General features: G+C 28.3%; 13 protein-coding genes. All 13 read right to left on the bottom strand.

Annotated elements, in window-relative coordinates; genetic code table 11:
- Positions 1 to 24 precede the first annotated feature (24 nt).
- Positions 25 to 2,655 carry a putative 2-aminoethylphosphonate ABC transporter permease subunit gene (locus tag E6248_RS05380; protein ID WP_316339785.1) on the bottom strand — a complete coding sequence of 877 codons (2,631 nt, stop codon included), beginning with the start codon at positions 2,653 to 2,655 and terminating at the stop codon, positions 25 to 27.
- A 10-nt stretch (positions 2,656 to 2,665) separates the two neighbouring features.
- Positions 2,666 to 3,616 carry an ATP-binding cassette domain-containing protein gene (locus tag E6248_RS05375; RefSeq protein WP_316339784.1) on the bottom strand — a complete coding sequence of 317 codons (951 nt, stop codon included), beginning with the start codon at positions 3,614 to 3,616 and terminating at the stop codon, positions 2,666 to 2,668.
- A gap of 10 nt (positions 3,617 to 3,626) precedes the next feature.
- Entirely contained in the window at positions 3,627 to 4,643 is a 1,017-nt protein-coding gene (locus tag E6248_RS05370; protein WP_316339783.1) for an extracellular solute-binding protein, read from the bottom strand.
- Positions 4,644 to 4,654: 11 nt separating this feature from the next.
- On the bottom strand, positions 4,655 to 5,350 hold the full coding sequence (locus E6248_RS05365) for a sugar phosphate nucleotidyltransferase (protein WP_316339782.1): 696 nt from the start codon (positions 5,348 to 5,350) through the stop codon (positions 4,655 to 4,657).
- A gap of 376 nt (positions 5,351 to 5,726) precedes the next feature.
- Positions 5,727 to 7,895 (bottom strand): BglG family transcription antiterminator, encoded by a 2,169-nt coding sequence (locus tag E6248_RS05360; protein ID WP_316339781.1) that lies wholly within the window; start codon positions 7,893 to 7,895, stop codon positions 5,727 to 5,729.
- 142 nt (positions 7,896 to 8,037) lie between these two features.
- Positions 8,038 to 9,411, bottom strand: coding sequence for a PTS ascorbate transporter subunit IIC (locus E6248_RS05355; protein ID WP_316339780.1), 1,374 nt, complete (start codon positions 9,409 to 9,411; stop codon positions 8,038 to 8,040).
- Between the two features lie 37 nt (positions 9,412 to 9,448).
- On the bottom strand, positions 9,449 to 9,730 hold the full coding sequence (locus E6248_RS05350; protein ID WP_316339779.1) for a PTS sugar transporter subunit IIB: 282 nt from the start codon (positions 9,728 to 9,730) through the stop codon (positions 9,449 to 9,451).
- 15 nt (positions 9,731 to 9,745) lie between these two features.
- On the bottom strand, positions 9,746 to 10,207 hold the full coding sequence (locus tag E6248_RS05345; protein ID WP_316339778.1) for a PTS sugar transporter subunit IIA: 462 nt from the start codon (positions 10,205 to 10,207) through the stop codon (positions 9,746 to 9,748).
- Positions 10,208 to 10,235: 28 nt separating this feature from the next.
- Positions 10,236 to 10,952 (bottom strand): transaldolase, encoded by a 717-nt coding sequence (locus E6248_RS05340; protein ID WP_316339777.1) that lies wholly within the window; start codon positions 10,950 to 10,952, stop codon positions 10,236 to 10,238.
- Between the two features lie 227 nt (positions 10,953 to 11,179).
- Positions 11,180 to 12,421 (bottom strand): N-acetylglucosamine-6-phosphate deacetylase, encoded by a 1,242-nt coding sequence (nagA, locus tag E6248_RS05335; RefSeq protein WP_316339776.1) that lies wholly within the window; start codon positions 12,419 to 12,421, stop codon positions 11,180 to 11,182.
- A 10-nt stretch (positions 12,422 to 12,431) separates the two neighbouring features.
- Complete coding sequence (locus E6248_RS05330) at positions 12,432 to 13,193, bottom strand: HAD-IIB family hydrolase (protein ID WP_316339775.1); 762 nt, start codon at positions 13,191 to 13,193, stop codon at positions 12,432 to 12,434.
- Positions 13,194 to 13,379: 186 nt separating this feature from the next.
- Complete coding sequence (locus E6248_RS05325) at positions 13,380 to 14,741, bottom strand: adenylosuccinate lyase family protein (protein WP_316339774.1); 1,362 nt, start codon at positions 14,739 to 14,741, stop codon at positions 13,380 to 13,382.
- A gap of 18 nt (positions 14,742 to 14,759) precedes the next feature.
- On the bottom strand, positions 14,760 to 16,343 hold the full coding sequence (locus E6248_RS05320; protein WP_136006691.1) for a PTS transporter subunit EIIC: 1,584 nt from the start codon (positions 16,341 to 16,343) through the stop codon (positions 14,760 to 14,762).
- Between the last annotated feature and the right edge of the window lie 226 nt (positions 16,344 to 16,569).

Below are 16,569 nucleotides of genomic sequence, written 5' to 3'. Positions count from 1 at the left end.
ACCTTATAGAAGCTAATATATTCTTTATAATAACTTACTTTTATTATAAAGCTTTATAACATATTTATACTGTTCTTTATTATCTATTTCTCCCCAAACTAAGTTATCTATATTTAAAGCAGATACTCTAAAGTTTCTTGATACATCAAGCAATATATATTCATAATTTAATGATGAATTCATATTTTCCTTATATTCCTTCATCATTAAATCAAGTAGCTTATAGGAAACTTTTATTATTCCAACAAATTCACCATCTATCCTATTAAATTGATGTATATCCTTACCTAATTTAAATAAATAATCATTTTTCAGTTGAACAAATTCTTCATCCCCTGATTTACTTCTATTAGTTAATAAAATACAGTCTCTTTTTTCTATTTCTAACAATTCCTTAAGAGCTCTATTCTCAAAGAATAAATCTCCCTCTATTAATATAAAGTCCTCTTTTATATGCTTACTTGCTAGTGCTAAGGACTCCATACTAGAAGTTAAATTGTAGTTACTATTGTAAACAAATATTATATCTTTTTCATCCTTAAGACTCTCTAGTATAATTTCTTTTCCAAAGCCTAGTACAATAATAATCTTTTCTATACCATTAGCCTTAAGCTTCTTTATACTTTCTTTTATTAAAGTAGTATCTTCTAATTCTAATCCTGCAGGAGATACATTAAAGTCAGGCCTTTCACCTGCTGCTAAAATTACTGCTGTCTTTACTTTTTCCTTTGAATCCTTAGAAATTAAAAGTCTATCTTCCTTTATTGCTTCAATATTTTGTCTTAATAATTCAAATCCCTTTTCTGTTACTTCATAATGAGTTCCTTTTCCAACTTGCTTTTTGCAAATCCACTCATTATTAATACAATCTCTAATAAGTAAATTTACTTTAAGGGCTGAAATACCAATCTTCTCTTTTAATATGCCTTTAGAAAAGTTTTCTTCATCATTTATAATTTGAATAGCTCTATATACATTCATTTCTCTATCATTTTTTGCATTTTCGCTCTTATTCTTATATAGCTCTATTCCATATTTAACAACTAAATTAGTTACTAATATCATTACAGCAATTGCTGCAGTTGAAGATATTATTCCTTCATCATAAGTTGCTACCATTTCAACTGATGCAACCTTAGTTTTAGTAGTAAACAAAAATACTAAAGCCGAAATTGTCATCATAGAATTTAAGAAGTAATATTGAAAGCTTTCAATTATAGCTGTTTTTGATAATGGTAATACTACATTGTCAAAAACTTTATACCATGGTACTCCCATTGTTTCAGATACATTTTCATATTCCTTATCTATCTTCTTCATACTGCCTTTTATAGTCATATAAGGCATACTAAAGAAATGAATTATATTAGCAAAAATCATAATTATAAAGGTACCATAAATTATTTTCAGTGGATTCATTGGTTTGTTAAAGAATAATAAATAAGATAAACCTATTACTAGCCCAGGAATAGCAAGTGGTGTTATACTAATCCAGTCAATAAACTTTCTTAATCTTTCAAATCCAATTCCTCTTTGAGTTATATATGCTGCTAGTATAGCAACTATAGTACCTAACACTGCAGATAACAATGAAACAAATACACTATGTGCAAATATCTTAATTGGTGTAGTACCTACTGTACTAACATTAAACCATTTAGTTGTTATGTTAAGGTTATAAGGCCATTGCTCTACAAAAGCCGCCATTATTACAGTTAAAAATATAATTATTATAAAAGCTGAAATTAAGTAAACAACTACTGATACTATTCTATCTCTAAGCTTATCTTCCTTAATTATATAATCCTTAGCACTTGAATCTACAGATGTTACAGACTTCCCTACAGCTCTATCAACAATAAATGATATTATAGAGGGCAGAATTAATAATATTCCTACAGTTGCCCCCATAGTTATATTAGATTGACCTATAACTTGTTTATAAATATCAGTAGCTAATAAACTATAATTTCCTCCAAGAACCTTTGGTATCCCAAAATCTGAAAATACCATGGTAAAGGCAGAAAATAATGCACTTATTATAGTATATTTAACTGCTGGTAGTGTTATTGTGAAGAACATCCTTGATTTACTAGTATCTAATACCTCTGCTGCTTCATATAACCTATAATCACATACTCTAAAAGCAACTGAAAACATCATATATATAGCAGGGAAAACATAGATACATTCAGCAATTATAACTCCCCACTTACCATATAGAGGAAAGTTAAAAGCTAGCCAAGATAGCTTACCAAAGAATCCTGTTGAGATTAATCCATTTTCACCAAATAAATAAATTAATGCTATAGCATGAGTCATAGTTGGTATAAATAGTGGTAATAAGGCTATAAAGTTAACAAGCTTTTTAAACTTTATATTGCATCTTTCTATAGCATAAGCAAATATAAATGCTAAAAACACTACAATTACAGATGTTATAATTGATACAAAAATACTATTTTTAAAGGCTACAAATAAAGATGGTGTTGAAAAATAAGCTTTAAAATTACTTATTCCTACAAACTCTCCATTTACAAAAAATGCTTCTTTAAATAAAGTTAATATTGGAAGGACTAATACTACTAAAAAGAAAATTGTAAGGGCGTATATTAATAATCTTCTACTTTCTCTTGATTTATCTATATCTAACATATACACAATCCTACCCTATTTTATAGTAGATTTCTCTACCTACTTCAATGTTATACTCTTCTTTTGAATGAGCTAGTGTATCAACATAGATCTTCTCTTCAGATTCTGTTTTTATAGTTACTCTATAAAAAGCTCCTCTAAATTCTAGTTCCTTAACTACACACTTCTTATAATCATCTTTCATTTTGTCAGATAATAATATTGATTCTGGTCTAACTATTTTCCTATTATTATCTTCTTCAATAATATTGATTGCACCTATAAAATCTGCTGTAAAGTTATTTACAGGGAACTTGTACACCTCTTCTGGATTACCAATTTGCATTACTTCTCCCTGATTCATTACTACTATTTTATCTGACATAGTTAATGCTTCTTCTTGATCATGAGTAACCATTATAGTTGTAATACCAAGTTCTTTTTGCAAGGTTTTTATCTCTTTTCTTAAAGTTTCTCTTACCTTTGCATCTAAGGCACTAAGTGGTTCATCTAGAAGTAGAATATTAGGTGATAAAACTACTGCCCTAGCTAAAGCAACTCTTTGTTGCTGACCTCCACTAAGTTGCTTTGGATACTTATGTTTAATATGCTTTAAATCAACTTTATCTAATATATCATTAACTCTTCTTTCTATTTCTTCCTTATCTACTTTCTTGTTAACTAGGCCATATGCTATATTTTCATATACAGTAAGGTTAGGGAATAAAACATAACTTTGAAATACTATTCCAATATTTCTTTTTGCAGGAGAAAGCTTAGATATATCTTTTCCATTAACAAATATAGATCCAGAATTCTTACTTTCAAGACCACTAATTATCCTTAATAATGTAGTTTTCCCACATCCACTTGGACCTAATAAAGAAACAAACTCTCCTTTTTCAATGCCTATATTTATATTATCTAAGATTTTATTTTTTCCATAATATTTGTCTATGTTTTTTATGACTATATAAGACATACATCCACTCCTATTTGCTACCTTTTATTTTTTGATTCCACTCTAATGAAATTCTATTTTTATTTTCCGCTGCCCAATATAAATCATTATTTGATAACATCTCTTTAAAATTATTAGGAATCCCCTCTGCAGGCTCTGAGCCTTTTAAAGTAGTTAGAATTCTAGAATTTTTATATTTTTCGATAGTCTCCACAGATGTTGCCCAGTCATAAAAAATCTTAGCTTCTTCTTTTATTTCCTTCTTATTAACTAATGCACATGCATCTATTTCATATGGCAGACCATCTTTTGCAAAAATAGTTTTTATTTGAGGTACATCCTTTTCAATCTTTAAACTATTTTTATCAAAGCTTAACCCAATAACTTGTTCTCCTATAGCTGTTGACTTAGCTGGAGCACTACCTGATGTTGTATAAAACTTCATGTTATCATTTATTTTCTTTATAAAGTCCCAGCCAGTTTCTTCTCCCTTAGATTGGAGCCAAGAATTAACCATTAGATACCCTGTCCCTGAAGCAATTGGGTCTGGCATAACTATTTCATTCATATATATAGGATCAGCCAATTCCTCATAGGTTTCTGGAATAGGAAGTCCTTTTTTCTTAGCTTCCTCTGTATTAACCGTTATTACTCCAGTCCATATAGTAGTTCCAACCCATGTTGGCACTTCTCTTTTTGTATCATAATATTTGCTATCTATTTTATCTAAACTAGGAGGAGCATAAGGTGCTAACCCATTTACTGAATCAAGTACTAATAAACCACTTGTAGCAACATTCCAAATTACATCTGCTTGTGGATTACCATTTTCTAATAGAAGCTTAGCAGTTATTTCTCCTGTAGCGGACTTTATTATATTTAATTTAATATCTGGATGCTTTGCTTCAAAATCCTTGACTAGTTCTTCTACATCTTCACTTTCTTGAGTTGTATATACTGTTATTTCATTATCTTTCATTTTTGTATAACCTAAGGATGAAATCATAAATAAAATGCAAATTACTACTAATATACATATTTTCTTCATTATATCTTCCTCTAAATACTATACTGTGATAATATTTCCTCTACTTTTTTAAAATCCTCTATAGAATCTATTTCCATAACCTCATGTTCATTTAATACTTTTAACTGGATATTAATATCAGCTATATTGGCTATAACTACTTCATCCCAATATAAATTATCAAATCCACTATTATTCACTGTTTCTTCAATTTTTTCAGCAATATACTTTCCATCTTCTTTAGTCCAGTAAGAAATCCCTCTTAAGATAATATCTTCTTCTGAAGATCCTACATACATTTCTTTTATTCTGTTATCTTTATCAGCTTTAAAAATCCACTCATTTTCAAAATTATACTCTTTTGCTCCAAAATAAGTAGTTTTTGAGATATTAGAATCTAATACATTTTTTCTCATGTAAATATCAGATTCTAATACATATGTGTCTTCTAAGTATTCTCTAACTAAGTACATAGTATATAAATTATTGTAAATGTCATATTTATCATTATGTATTAATTTAACTCCATATTTATCTACTAAATAGTTAAACTTTTCTTTTAAATATCCAGTAACTACTATAATATCATCTATGCCAATTTCCTTTAGATATCTAATTTCTTTCTCCACCATAGGTAAACCTTTAACTTTAACTAAACCCTTTGGTGTATCATCAGTTAAAGGTCTAAGTCTTGTACCCATTCCAGCCGCTAATATAATTGCTCTCATATATTTATTTCCTCTTTATTTAAATTTTTTAATAATTATAACTCTAAATTAATCTTACTTTTATCCTTGAAAAATTAACTTATCCATATTGTGAATGTTTTAATTTTACTATAAATATCCATTTAATTCAACAATATACTCTTATTCTGACTAGTTTTGTACTTATTCCCTGAAGATTCTATAAAAACAAAGCTTTAATTAATATTTTATCAGAAAAAATCAATAATTCTATTTCCTTTACTAATATAAGAGAAGTTTATAAAAAACATTGATGAAGAAAGTTTTAAAGGAAATTGAACTTCTTATTAAATATCTACTAGTAATAAACCTTAAGAGATAAATGTCATACTCTTAAGGCTTTTAATGTAATAAATTCCTATGATCTTATTCTATCTAGTATTTCTTCTTTGCTAATATCTTCTTTATTTAACATATATATAAAACTTTCATCCTCTATTAACTTCATAATTTGAGTTATTAGTTCAATATGGTTTTCATTATCTATACTAGCTATAGTTATAAATATCTTTATATTATTATAATTACCAATAGTAATAGGCTTCTTAAAAGTATTTATTGTTATCCCAAAGTTTTTGACATAATTATCTGGTCTTGCATGAGGTATAGCAATTCCATCATCCACTACTATATAAGCTCCTAAGTTATTAATATTATCTATCATTGCATCTATATATTCTTCCGTAATGTCATTATTTCTTAATAGAGGAATAGCGCTATATCTAATAGCCTCTTCCCAACTGTTTGCTACTAAATTTAATTGTATATTCTTTTCTGAAATATATCTCCATAGCTCTATGTTCTTATTTAACTTTCCTTCACCTTTTTTATTAAAGTAAGACATTAATTCATCAATTAGCTTTTCTCTATCAAATATATTAGAACTTTCTTCTATAATACTTATAACTTCATCTAAATTAATTTCTTCGATATTTATTCTTATTAGACTATCTAACTCTTTATATTCAGTCTTATTTAATTTTTCTATATTAACTTCATTATTGTTTAGCTTTGAACTTTTTGAAGCTAAATACTTTTCTAAAACCTTTTTGTCTTCATCCTTTAATATTGGAGATACCTTTATAATTGGTATATTATAATTTTCATTTATATCAACCGAAGAAATTATATAATCTATTTCTTCTTTTCTTTCTAATAAATTACTTATATTATGTATAGAAGTAACTCCTACTATATTAACATCAAAACTTCCTTTTATCTTAGCTTCTAATAACCGCCCTGTTGCAAAACCTGCTGAACAAGCTATTAATATATTTTTAACTCTTCCAATTTCATCTTTTTTATTTTTTTCTATTGTAGCTTCAATATACATTACTATATAGCCTATCTCATCATCACTTAATATATATTCAAATTTATCTTTTATAAAATTAGTTGCTTCTTTTACTAATTCAAATTCATTTTTATAATTGCTTATTATAGTTTCTAATATAGGATTTTTACTTACAACATTATATTTAAGTCTAAATATTAAACTCTTTAAATGGCTTATAAAGCTTTCAAATAAATTATTATCCATTTCAAACTCTTTTCCAAAGCTTGATCTTAAATTATCCATTATCTTACCTGCTATATAGCAAGCATCAAAATAATCCTTTGACTCAAACAAATCCCCTTCATTTTTGCTTCCAGATAATATTCTACTAGCAATCATATTAATTTCTTCATTACCTAATATAATAGAAAACTTTTCTTTTATTTTATCTGAAACCTTTAAAGCTGCCTCATATTCCCTTTTATAGTTTGAGCTTAAATTTTTATTTTCTTTGCTAATAGGCATTCTACCAACCCTATTTATAATTACAAATACAGCAATTACTAAATCAAAAAAATCTTCTTCTGAAAATACCCCAAAATCTTTTTCTAAATCTTTAACTAAATCTTTTATATACTCCATATTTTCTTTTCTAATATCTAAATTTTTAAGGGTACCTAAAATACTATTATTTTCATTATTATAAATCTTCTCTAAAGTTTCAATAATGTTATAATTACTCTTATCAATAAGTAGACTTATTATTGCCTTTCTTATATCACTTTCATTTCCTTGAATTTTGAATCCTTTATTTGAAACTTTAATAATTTCTATACTATATTTATTTAACCACTCTTTAACTTTCTTTATATCATTAACTAAAGTAGTCTTACTTATAGATAATTTTTCTTGAAACTCACTATAAGTATACTCTTTATTTGAGTTTAGTAATTCATATAATAGTATCCCGGCTCTTTCTTCAGGTGAAAATATATAACTTTTTATATTAATAGTATTTATAAATTTTTCTACCTTCACTTTCTCATCTTTAGATAGAATAAACTTCAATGGAGAGTTAGGTTTTTTATCTATTTCTATAATTTTATTTTCTCTTAAATATCTATTAATTTCATCAATATCATATCTAATCATTCTTTTTGAAACTCCTAGCCTATTTGCTAAATCTTCTACACTTAAATCATAACTTGAATTAATTAATAAATTTAATATTTCTATATATCTAATATTCAAACTTCTCACCCCACTCCATCTATATTTATTGATTACTTTACTTGATTATACACATAAATACGAATCATTCTAAAATTAAAGGCTAGATAAGATTATCTAGCCTAATTTGAAGATTCATATATATTTGAATTGATTCTTACATTTATTCTCCATCATTATAATTATTGTTAATAACCTTAGACTTTGTCCTTATAAAACTTGGCACTAATACAGCAATAACTAATAAAGCTAATAAAATAATTACTCCAATAGATCCTAAGAATTCATAAAGCTTTCCTATTGCAATACCTATAATCCCAAAGTCAAAATCGCCAAAAGTTGTATTTTGGAAACCTAAATTTCCAAGTACAGGAAGTAACATTGCTGGAATAAAAGTAATTAACAATCCATTTACAAAAGCTCCAATAGCAGCACCTCTCTTACCACCTGTTGCATTTCCATAAATACCAGCTGTTGCTCCACAGAAGAAATGTGGTACAAGTCCTGGTATAATTAATACTCCACCAGCTACTCCAAGTAGTAACATTCCAATAACTCCACCTATAAAACTAGCAACAAACCCGATAACAACTGCTGTTGGCGCATATGTGAAGAATACTGCACAGTCTACTGCTGGAATTGCATCTGGAATAATCTTTGTTGCAATACCTTGGAATGCTGGAAGTAAATCTCCTAAAATCATTCTAACACCTGCATAAACTATGGTAACTCCTACTGCAAACTTCATAGCTGACATTAATGCAAATAAAATCATACTTTGTCCACCTGATAATGTTGCAACAAATTCAGATCCTGAAGCTATTGCCGCTATTAAATAGAATACCATCATTGTCAATGCAGTTGAAATAGTTGTATCTCTTAAAAAGCTCCATTTTTCTGGAATTTGCATCTTTTCTGTACTATTCTCTGGATTACCTACCTTACCACCTATCCATGCTGATACATAATAAGCCAAACTTCCAAAGTGTCCCATGGCAACTTCATCACCATCAGTTACCTTTAAAGTATATTTTTGACCTATTGCTGGCAATATTGCACTAACTAATCCTAAGAAAGCTCCACCAATTCCGATTAGTGCTACCCCTTCAAAACCTGCAGTTTGCAAAACTGCTGATAATAAACATGCCATAAAGAAACTATGATGTCCTGTTAAGAATATATACTTAAACTTAGTGAATCGAGCAATAATAAGATTGGCAATAAGTCCTACTACCAATATGGACATAGTTTCAACACCTAAAACCTTTTGAGCAACTGAAACTATTGCTTCATTATTTGGAATAACCCCACTAATATTAAATCCCTTTTGAATCATTTCTCCTAAAGGATTTAAATTAGAAACTATAAAATCTGCTCCTGCCCCAAGCATTAAGTAACCTAATATAGGTTTTAATGTTCCTGACATAACCTTATGCGCTGGTTTTCTTAATGCCACTAACCCTATAAATGCCATTAAGCCCATTAATAATGCTGGTTCTTTTAAGAAATCTCTAAAAAATTCTAAAATACCTTCCATAATACCAGTCTCCTTTATAAATAATAATAATAAAATATTAACTTAACTCAGCACTTTTCTCTCTAATCTTCTCTAGTATATCTTCTTTAATTTTTTTCTTATTAATATAACTTCTAACGATTAAAGTCTTATCCTTATTAAAGTTTGGAGCCAATTCCTTAACAGTTACAAAAAGATCACAGTTCTTCCCTACAGCTGCACTTACATCACAAGATTCCACATCTGCCTTTATCCCCTCCTCATCACATATTTCTTGTATTTTCATAGCTAACATTAAACTACTTCCTATTCCATTCCCACATACAGTTATGATTTTCATAAAAATCCCTCCCTACTAGAATTTATTGTCTTTGTAAATATCTAATATTAAATTTAATAAGTCCTTTTTTGTATTACAGTCATCTAACTTTTGTAACAATTCTTCATTATCTAATATATAAGATAAATCCTGTAGTAGCCCTATATGAGATTTATTTTCCTTAGCACAAATTGCAAACACAAGTTTTACAGGATCAAAATCATTACTGCCAAAATTCACTCCATTTTTTAAAGATATCACAGCTATACCTATCTCTTTAACTCCAGAGTCAGGCCTTCCATGAGGCATTGCTATTCCCTGTGCCATTACTATATAAGGTCCCATATCTTTTACTGTTTCTATCATAGCTTCTATATATCTCTCTTCGATTTTTTCATTATTTAAAAGTACTTTTCCTGCTGCAAGCACTGCTTCCTCCCAGTTCTCAACTTCTAGTTTTACATCAACTAACTCTTCAGTTAATAACTTTTCTATCATAGTCCTAACCTCTTTCCTTACTACCAATCTATTCTACAATTGAAAATCCCAAGCTATTAGCATCTTTAAAAAAATCTTTTACTGTTTCTACAGAATACTCTGTTAAGTCTTTTCCAAATAAATTTAATTTCTTTAATATGTTGTTTTGAACAGTTATTATATGGCATCCTACATTATTAGCCTCGATAATATTGTATAGTTCTCTACAGCTTGCCCATAATATTTCAACCTTTGGATATTCCTTAGAAATATTTACTGCTTCCCTCATTATCTCTTTTGGATTAACTCCTGCATCAGCTATTCTTCCAGCAAAAATAGAAATAATGGCTGAGGTATCTCTACTTAATACACTTAATACTTTCTTGACTTGATCAATTGTAAAGATAGCCGTTATATTTAACTTCACATTTTCACTTGATAATATTTCAATTACTTTACCATTAAACTCTCCTTTAGTATTAACAACAGGAATTTTAACATAAACGTTTTCATGCCAGGTAAAAAGTTCTCGTGCTTCTTTAAGCATTATTTCTTCATCATCTCCAAAAACTTCAAAAGAAATTGGCATATCATTTATTTCTTTTAATACTTCCTTAGCAAATTCTCTATAATTATTTACTCCTGCCGCTTTCATTAATGAAGGGTTGGTAGTAAAGCCACTAACAATCCCTTTCTTATACTCTTCAAGCATTGAGTTCAAATCAGCTCCATCTGCATATATCTTTATATTTAAATCCTTTACCATTTTCCTCTCCCCTTTGTTTTATCATTCTTAATATCATAGTATAACAATAATACTTATTTAAGAATATCATTTTACTTCCCTTTTATTAGGAAATAAATTATCCTTAGCAGAACTACTAAACTTAAGATCTTTCAAAGGCTATGATAAATTTAAAAACATGATTAATAATAATTATACTTATAAAATAATTACCCCAGAGAAAATAAAACACTTCTCTAGGGCATTAATTAATTATATATACTACCTCTAACTATAGTCTCAATTAAATTAAACTCATTATCAATAACTAATAAATCAGCATCCTTATTTATATCTATACTTCCTTTTTTATCATAGATATTAATATACTTTGCTGGATTTATACTTGCCATTTTCATAATATCGAAAATATCTACCTTTGAATGCTTTATAACATTCTTTACTGAATCTATATAACTCATTTCTAAGTCTCTTACATTTTCATATTTACTATTATCTAATACTTCTTCCCTTCCATCATCATGTTTTATCATTACTCCATTTTCCTGTGGAATAAGAGTTATCTTTCTTACATAATGATGCCAAGGTTTATCTGTCATAGCAAGGCCACAGCAGTCTGTTGATAATATTATTTTATCACTTGTTTTTACTCTTAAGGCTATATCAAAGGCTTCATGCTTTACTGTTAATCCTGTCTGTTTTGCAAACTCACAATACATATCATCAAAATATAAAGCTGCTCCAACAACTCCAAGTTCCCTATGATGCATTCCCCTCATTCCACTAAAAGTATGAGTAAAGCCTCCAAAACCATAGTCTTTCATTTCTTTAATCTTATCAAAAGTTGATCCAGTATGACCAATAGAAAGCTGTATTCCTTTATCTTTACAAAACTCAGCTACTTCCTTTGCTCCCTCTAATTCTGGAGCCATAGTCATTAATTTTATTAATCCTTTAGACTTTTGTCTATTATAAAAAGACTTCATAAATTCAATATTAGGTAAGATACAATTTTCTTCTTTTTGCATTCCCTTATATTCTTTACTTATAAATGGTCCTTCTAAATGAAGGCCTACCATCTCAGCTCCAATTTGCTCAGCTTCATATATCAAACTTGCCTCATCTATTTGAGTTAATATTTCTTCAATAGTATCTGCCCCAGTTGTTGCAAGGAAAGATGTAACCCCTTCACTAGGTAGGTTCTTTTGCATTTCTGTTATAGATTTCTTTGATTTTTCAAACCAAAAGGAACCTGTTCCCCAGCCATGAATATGATTATCTATAAATCCTGGGATTATAGTAAAATCTGAGTAATCAAGAATTTCATTATCTTTATCCCATTTTAAATTATTTAAGACATAGTTATTTAAAGAGTCCTTAGTAAATTCATCTGTAGCTTCTACTATATCAATAATTTTTTTATCTTCTATTTTAAGAAATCCACTTATCTTTTTATTTTCTAGATATATATTTTTAGAATAAATTATCATACCATCCCTCCTACTTCGTATTAGAAAATATATTTAAACACTCACTTACACTAGAGCATACATTTCTAACCTTCTTCTTTAAATTCTCTTTTGCACTAGAAACTATAAAGCCATCATAGTCTAATATCATTTGAATATCATTATAGGAATCACCAATAGTAATTATCTTATCTATATTAATTAAATTATTTTCTAAATATTTAATAGCTCCAGACTTATTCACATCTTTTGCAACTATATCCACATTATGGCTGTTTGCATAAGCAATTATGTGATTAAAAAATTTAGAATTTAAATCTTCTTCTAAAACTTTTGTGAAATCTTCACCTTGAAACCTTTTATGAATTTGATAAACTTCTCCGATTGAATGTAAATCCCTATAACCTATAAGCTTTTTACAATCTCTCTCGTGGCTTACTCCATTCTTAGGTTCAATAGAAATTTTACTATTAACTTCTGATAAACTTAGACCACCTTCGTAGTTGTTATAAATATAGTCAATAACATTAAAAATAATATTTCTATCTATAAAATTAGATAAAATTTTATTTTTATCCTTATCAAAAAGCGCTGCACCATTATTACATATTAAATAATCTGGCTTTATATTATATATACCTATCTTTTCATTAATAGAATTAATATCTCTTCCTGTGGCAACGACAAATAAATTTCCTTTGCTTTGCCAATCTTTAATACTATTTATATCCTCTGATGATATTTTTCTATCTACAAAAAGAGTTCTATCAAAATCTGTTACAAATAACTTCATATATTAATTAAGAAATTAGATTTAGTCTAATAAAAATAATTTCTATCTCCTTACTCTAATACTCTGCAAAAATTGTTAGTAAAATTAATTCCTGTTTCTTATCCTACCAATTTTACAGGATCTCAAGAATTATTATTAAAAGGTGTAGTAAAACTAATTTACATCTAGTCTTACCACACCATAATATTATTTCATCATTTCATCAGCTTTTTTAATAGCTAAATTAGCCATCTCTTCTGCTAATGTACTTCCTATTCCAACATAATTTCTTGGATCTATTAACTCCTTTATTTCTTCTACAGTAAATATTTTTTTAACCTTCTCATTTTCACAAAGAACATCAAAGAAGCTCTTTCCATTAATCTCAGTTTCCATAGAACATTCATACATAAGCTCATGGCCTGCATCTCGTCCTATTTTTTCTGCCATTTTCATCATTATATATTCCGCATTATCTAAACCACCATTTAAAATTACGTTATTATATAATCTATCCTTCTTAACTACTAGACTTTTAGTTAGCTCTTCTGCCCTCATTAAAACTTCAAGGACTAATTCCATAGTTTCATCTAAAATTGAATCAAATAGCATATATTGACTGCTATCACCTTCAAACATCCTTGCACTAGAGTTTAATCCTACTTGTGCTAAAGTATACAGTTTTTGACTATTAGCTATTATACCTTTTGCATTTTTAGGATTTATCTTATGTGGCATAGTACTACTTCCAACAGTTCCTGCCTTAAAGGCTTCATATACTTCTCCAAATTCTTCAACTCCTGTATAATAAATTTCCTCTGCCATTTTATGAAGTACATTACAAATTAATTGCATATTCATAATATATTCAAGCTTATGGGTACAGATATTTCTACTTGGAACATTCATATATCCCATTCCAATTCTATTAGCTACTAGCTTTTGTATACTTGGACCTATTTCACCAACTGCACTATAACAGCCAACAGCTCCCCCCATCATAACTTGATAGATTCTCTTTTCACTTTCTTCTAATCTCTCTATATTATTAATAAGTTCACTAATCCATACTGATACCTTATATCCATAAGTTATTGGAGTTGCATGTCTTCCATGAGTTCTACCTGGCATTACTGTGTCCTTATTTTCCATGGCTATTCTAGATAAATTTTTTAGAATATCAGCTAAAAAAGATTTAAAAACTTTGGTTACTTCTTTTACTATATATAGTTGTCCTGTTTGTTGTATATTTTGAGTAGTACATCCATAATGAACATACTTCCCACCTACTTCATTACAGTTCTTAACTAATACTTTTAATAAAGGCATAAATCCATGTCCTATTTTCTCTTTTATTCTATAAACCTCTTCTAAATCTATTTTTTCAATATCACAATTTAAAGCTATATTTTCTGCTGCTTCCTTAGGTATAAGCCCTAGGTCTCCTTGACTTAAAGCTAGTTCCTTCTCAAGCATTAACCAAGTGCTAATTTTATATTTTTCAGTTAAAAGGTCTTTTACCCCTCTATCATCAATAGATTTACTTTTAGAATCATATAATGCTCTCATAGTCTACCTCAATTCTTTTTAATTTTGTCCTACTTGCCTCAATGCATCATCCACAGCATTTTTAACTGCTTCTACATGTGGTCCAAAAACTACATGTATATGCTTTTCTGATGGTAGGAATATTCCTAAGCATCCACTTTCTCTTACCCTATCTTTATTAATTAATTCAGGTTTATCAATATCTATACGTAAACGGCTTACACAGTTCTCAACAGTTAGAATATTAATTGCTCCTCCTAAACCATCTATAACTATTTCAGCAATTTCTCTATATCTTTTTTCTTTTAACAATAGGCTAGCCCCTTCATCTAAATCAAAATCTTCTCTACCAGGAGTAGCTAAATTAAACTTCTTAATCATAAAGATAAATGCATAGTAGAATATAACAAAATTAATTACCCCTAATATAACTAAGTTTATCCAATTTGTATTTTCATAAAGCATTCCAAAAATTCCAAAGTCAAATATTGTACCTCTTATATATCCCATTTTAACGTCTAAAAATGCTAATGGAATAGTTGTTATTCCAGCAAGAATTGAATAAGTGAAAAATAACATTGGGCTAACTAAAAGTAATGTAAACTCTAGAGGCTCCGTAATATTTCCTAAGAATGCTGTTAAACAAACTGTAATAATAACACCCTTTGCAATTTTCTTATTCTTTAAATAAGCAGTTTTATACATAGCAAGTCCAACTGCTGGTATTCTAAATAAAGTTGTTAACATTTGAGCTGGAGCTATATAGCTAGATAAAGTTGGCATATATTCATTCCAAGCTGGATGAGTTGGTCCTAAATTAAATAATATTTCGTTCATAGCATTTAGTATCCCAACATATTGCTGACCTTCTATCATATAAACTCCACCAGCTTCAGTAAATCTCACTATAGAAGATAAAACGTGGTGTAATCCAAATGGAATTAATAATCTATTAAGAGTAATGTAAATTCCAGGTCCTACATACTTATTCATAAGAATTACTGATCCACTAATTAATATATTGGTTATTATTCCCCAGAAGAAAGGTAAAATCAAACCAATAGGAATCATTAAAACAAAGCTAATTATAGGAACTGATTTCTTTCCACTAAAGAAGGCAAAGGCAAGTGGTAATTCCAATTTATAAAATCTATCAGTGCATTTTGCTGCTACTATACCAGCGATAATTCCACCTAAAGCCTCAATCTTTAAAGTTTGAACTCCTAAGACAGTACCTTGTCCTAATTGACTCATAGTTTCTGCAGGAGCTAAAGTTCCTGTTACTGTTAAATAAACATTCATAACTATATTTAAAGTTAAATATGCAACAACAGAAGAAAATACAGCTATACCTTTTTCCTTCTTACTTAATCCATAAGCTACACCCATGGCAAATAGTAAAGGAATATTATTAAAAATAACACTAGTTATATTCTTTAAGCTATTTAAAGTAGTTTGCAATACAGTATTAGAAAGCCAAGGAAATTGCTCAATCATATAACTTTGAGTAAATGCATTACAAATCCCCATTACCATTCCAATTGGAGCCATAAGAGCAACAGGCAGTAATAAACTTCTTCCAAAAGTCTGAATGGATTGCCAAATCTTATCCTTTTTCTTCATAATAAAAATTCCCCCATAATAATTTTTTAAACAAATAAACCTTTTAGTTTTCAATAATAATTAAAGTACATTCTGTGCACAAATATCCTTTTTTATCTTTATATTAAAACTTATGATGTATTATAAATTTCATGTAATCAATTACACCTTAATAAAATTATAATTTGTATTTATTAGGTATTAAAGGATATAATTGTATTAAATATTATTGCAATAACTTCCCCTT

It is taken from the genome of Clostridium sp. (assembly GCF_032552055.1).
Taxonomy (GTDB): domain Bacteria; phylum Bacillota; class Clostridia; order Clostridiales; family Clostridiaceae; genus Clostridium.
Note: the sequence above shows the minus strand (reverse complement) of the source record. Positions and strands in the feature narration are given on the sequence as shown.

What these genes read in the sequence shown, in the direction of transcription:
- E6248_RS05380 (WP_316339785.1), bottom strand. Translation starts at nt 2,655, where the DNA reads ATGTTAGATATAGATAAATCAAGAGAAAGTAGAAGATTATTAATATAC.
- E6248_RS05375 (WP_316339784.1), bottom strand. Translation starts at nt 3,616, where the DNA reads ATGTCTTATATAGTCATAAAAAACATAGACAAATATTATGGAAAAAAT.
- E6248_RS05370 (WP_316339783.1), bottom strand. Translation starts at nt 4,643, where the DNA reads ATGAAGAAAATATGTATATTAGTAGTAATTTGCATTTTATTTATGATT.
- E6248_RS05365 (WP_316339782.1), bottom strand. Translation starts at nt 5,350, where the DNA reads ATGAGAGCAATTATATTAGCGGCTGGAATGGGTACAAGACTTAGACCT.
- E6248_RS05355 (WP_316339780.1), bottom strand. Translation starts at nt 9,411, where the DNA reads ATGGAAGGTATTTTAGAATTTTTTAGAGATTTCTTAAAAGAACCAGCA.
- E6248_RS05350 (WP_316339779.1), bottom strand. Translation starts at nt 9,730, where the DNA reads ATGAAAATCATAACTGTATGTGGGAATGGAATAGGAAGTAGTTTAATG.
- E6248_RS05345 (WP_316339778.1), bottom strand. Translation starts at nt 10,207, where the DNA reads ATGATAGAAAAGTTATTAACTGAAGAGTTAGTTGATGTAAAACTAGAA.
- E6248_RS05340 (WP_316339777.1), bottom strand. Translation starts at nt 10,952, where the DNA reads ATGGTAAAGGATTTAAATATAAAGATATATGCAGATGGAGCTGATTTG.
- nagA (WP_316339776.1), bottom strand. Translation starts at nt 12,421, where the DNA reads ATGATAATTTATTCTAAAAATATATATCTAGAAAATAAAAAGATAAGT.
- E6248_RS05330 (WP_316339775.1), bottom strand. Translation starts at nt 13,193, where the DNA reads ATGAAGTTATTTGTAACAGATTTTGATAGAACTCTTTTTGTAGATAGA.
- E6248_RS05325 (WP_316339774.1), bottom strand. Translation starts at nt 14,741, where the DNA reads ATGAGAGCATTATATGATTCTAAAAGTAAATCTATTGATGATAGAGGG.
- E6248_RS05320 (WP_136006691.1), bottom strand. Translation starts at nt 16,343, where the DNA reads ATGAAGAAAAAGGATAAGATTTGGCAATCCATTCAGACTTTTGGAAGA.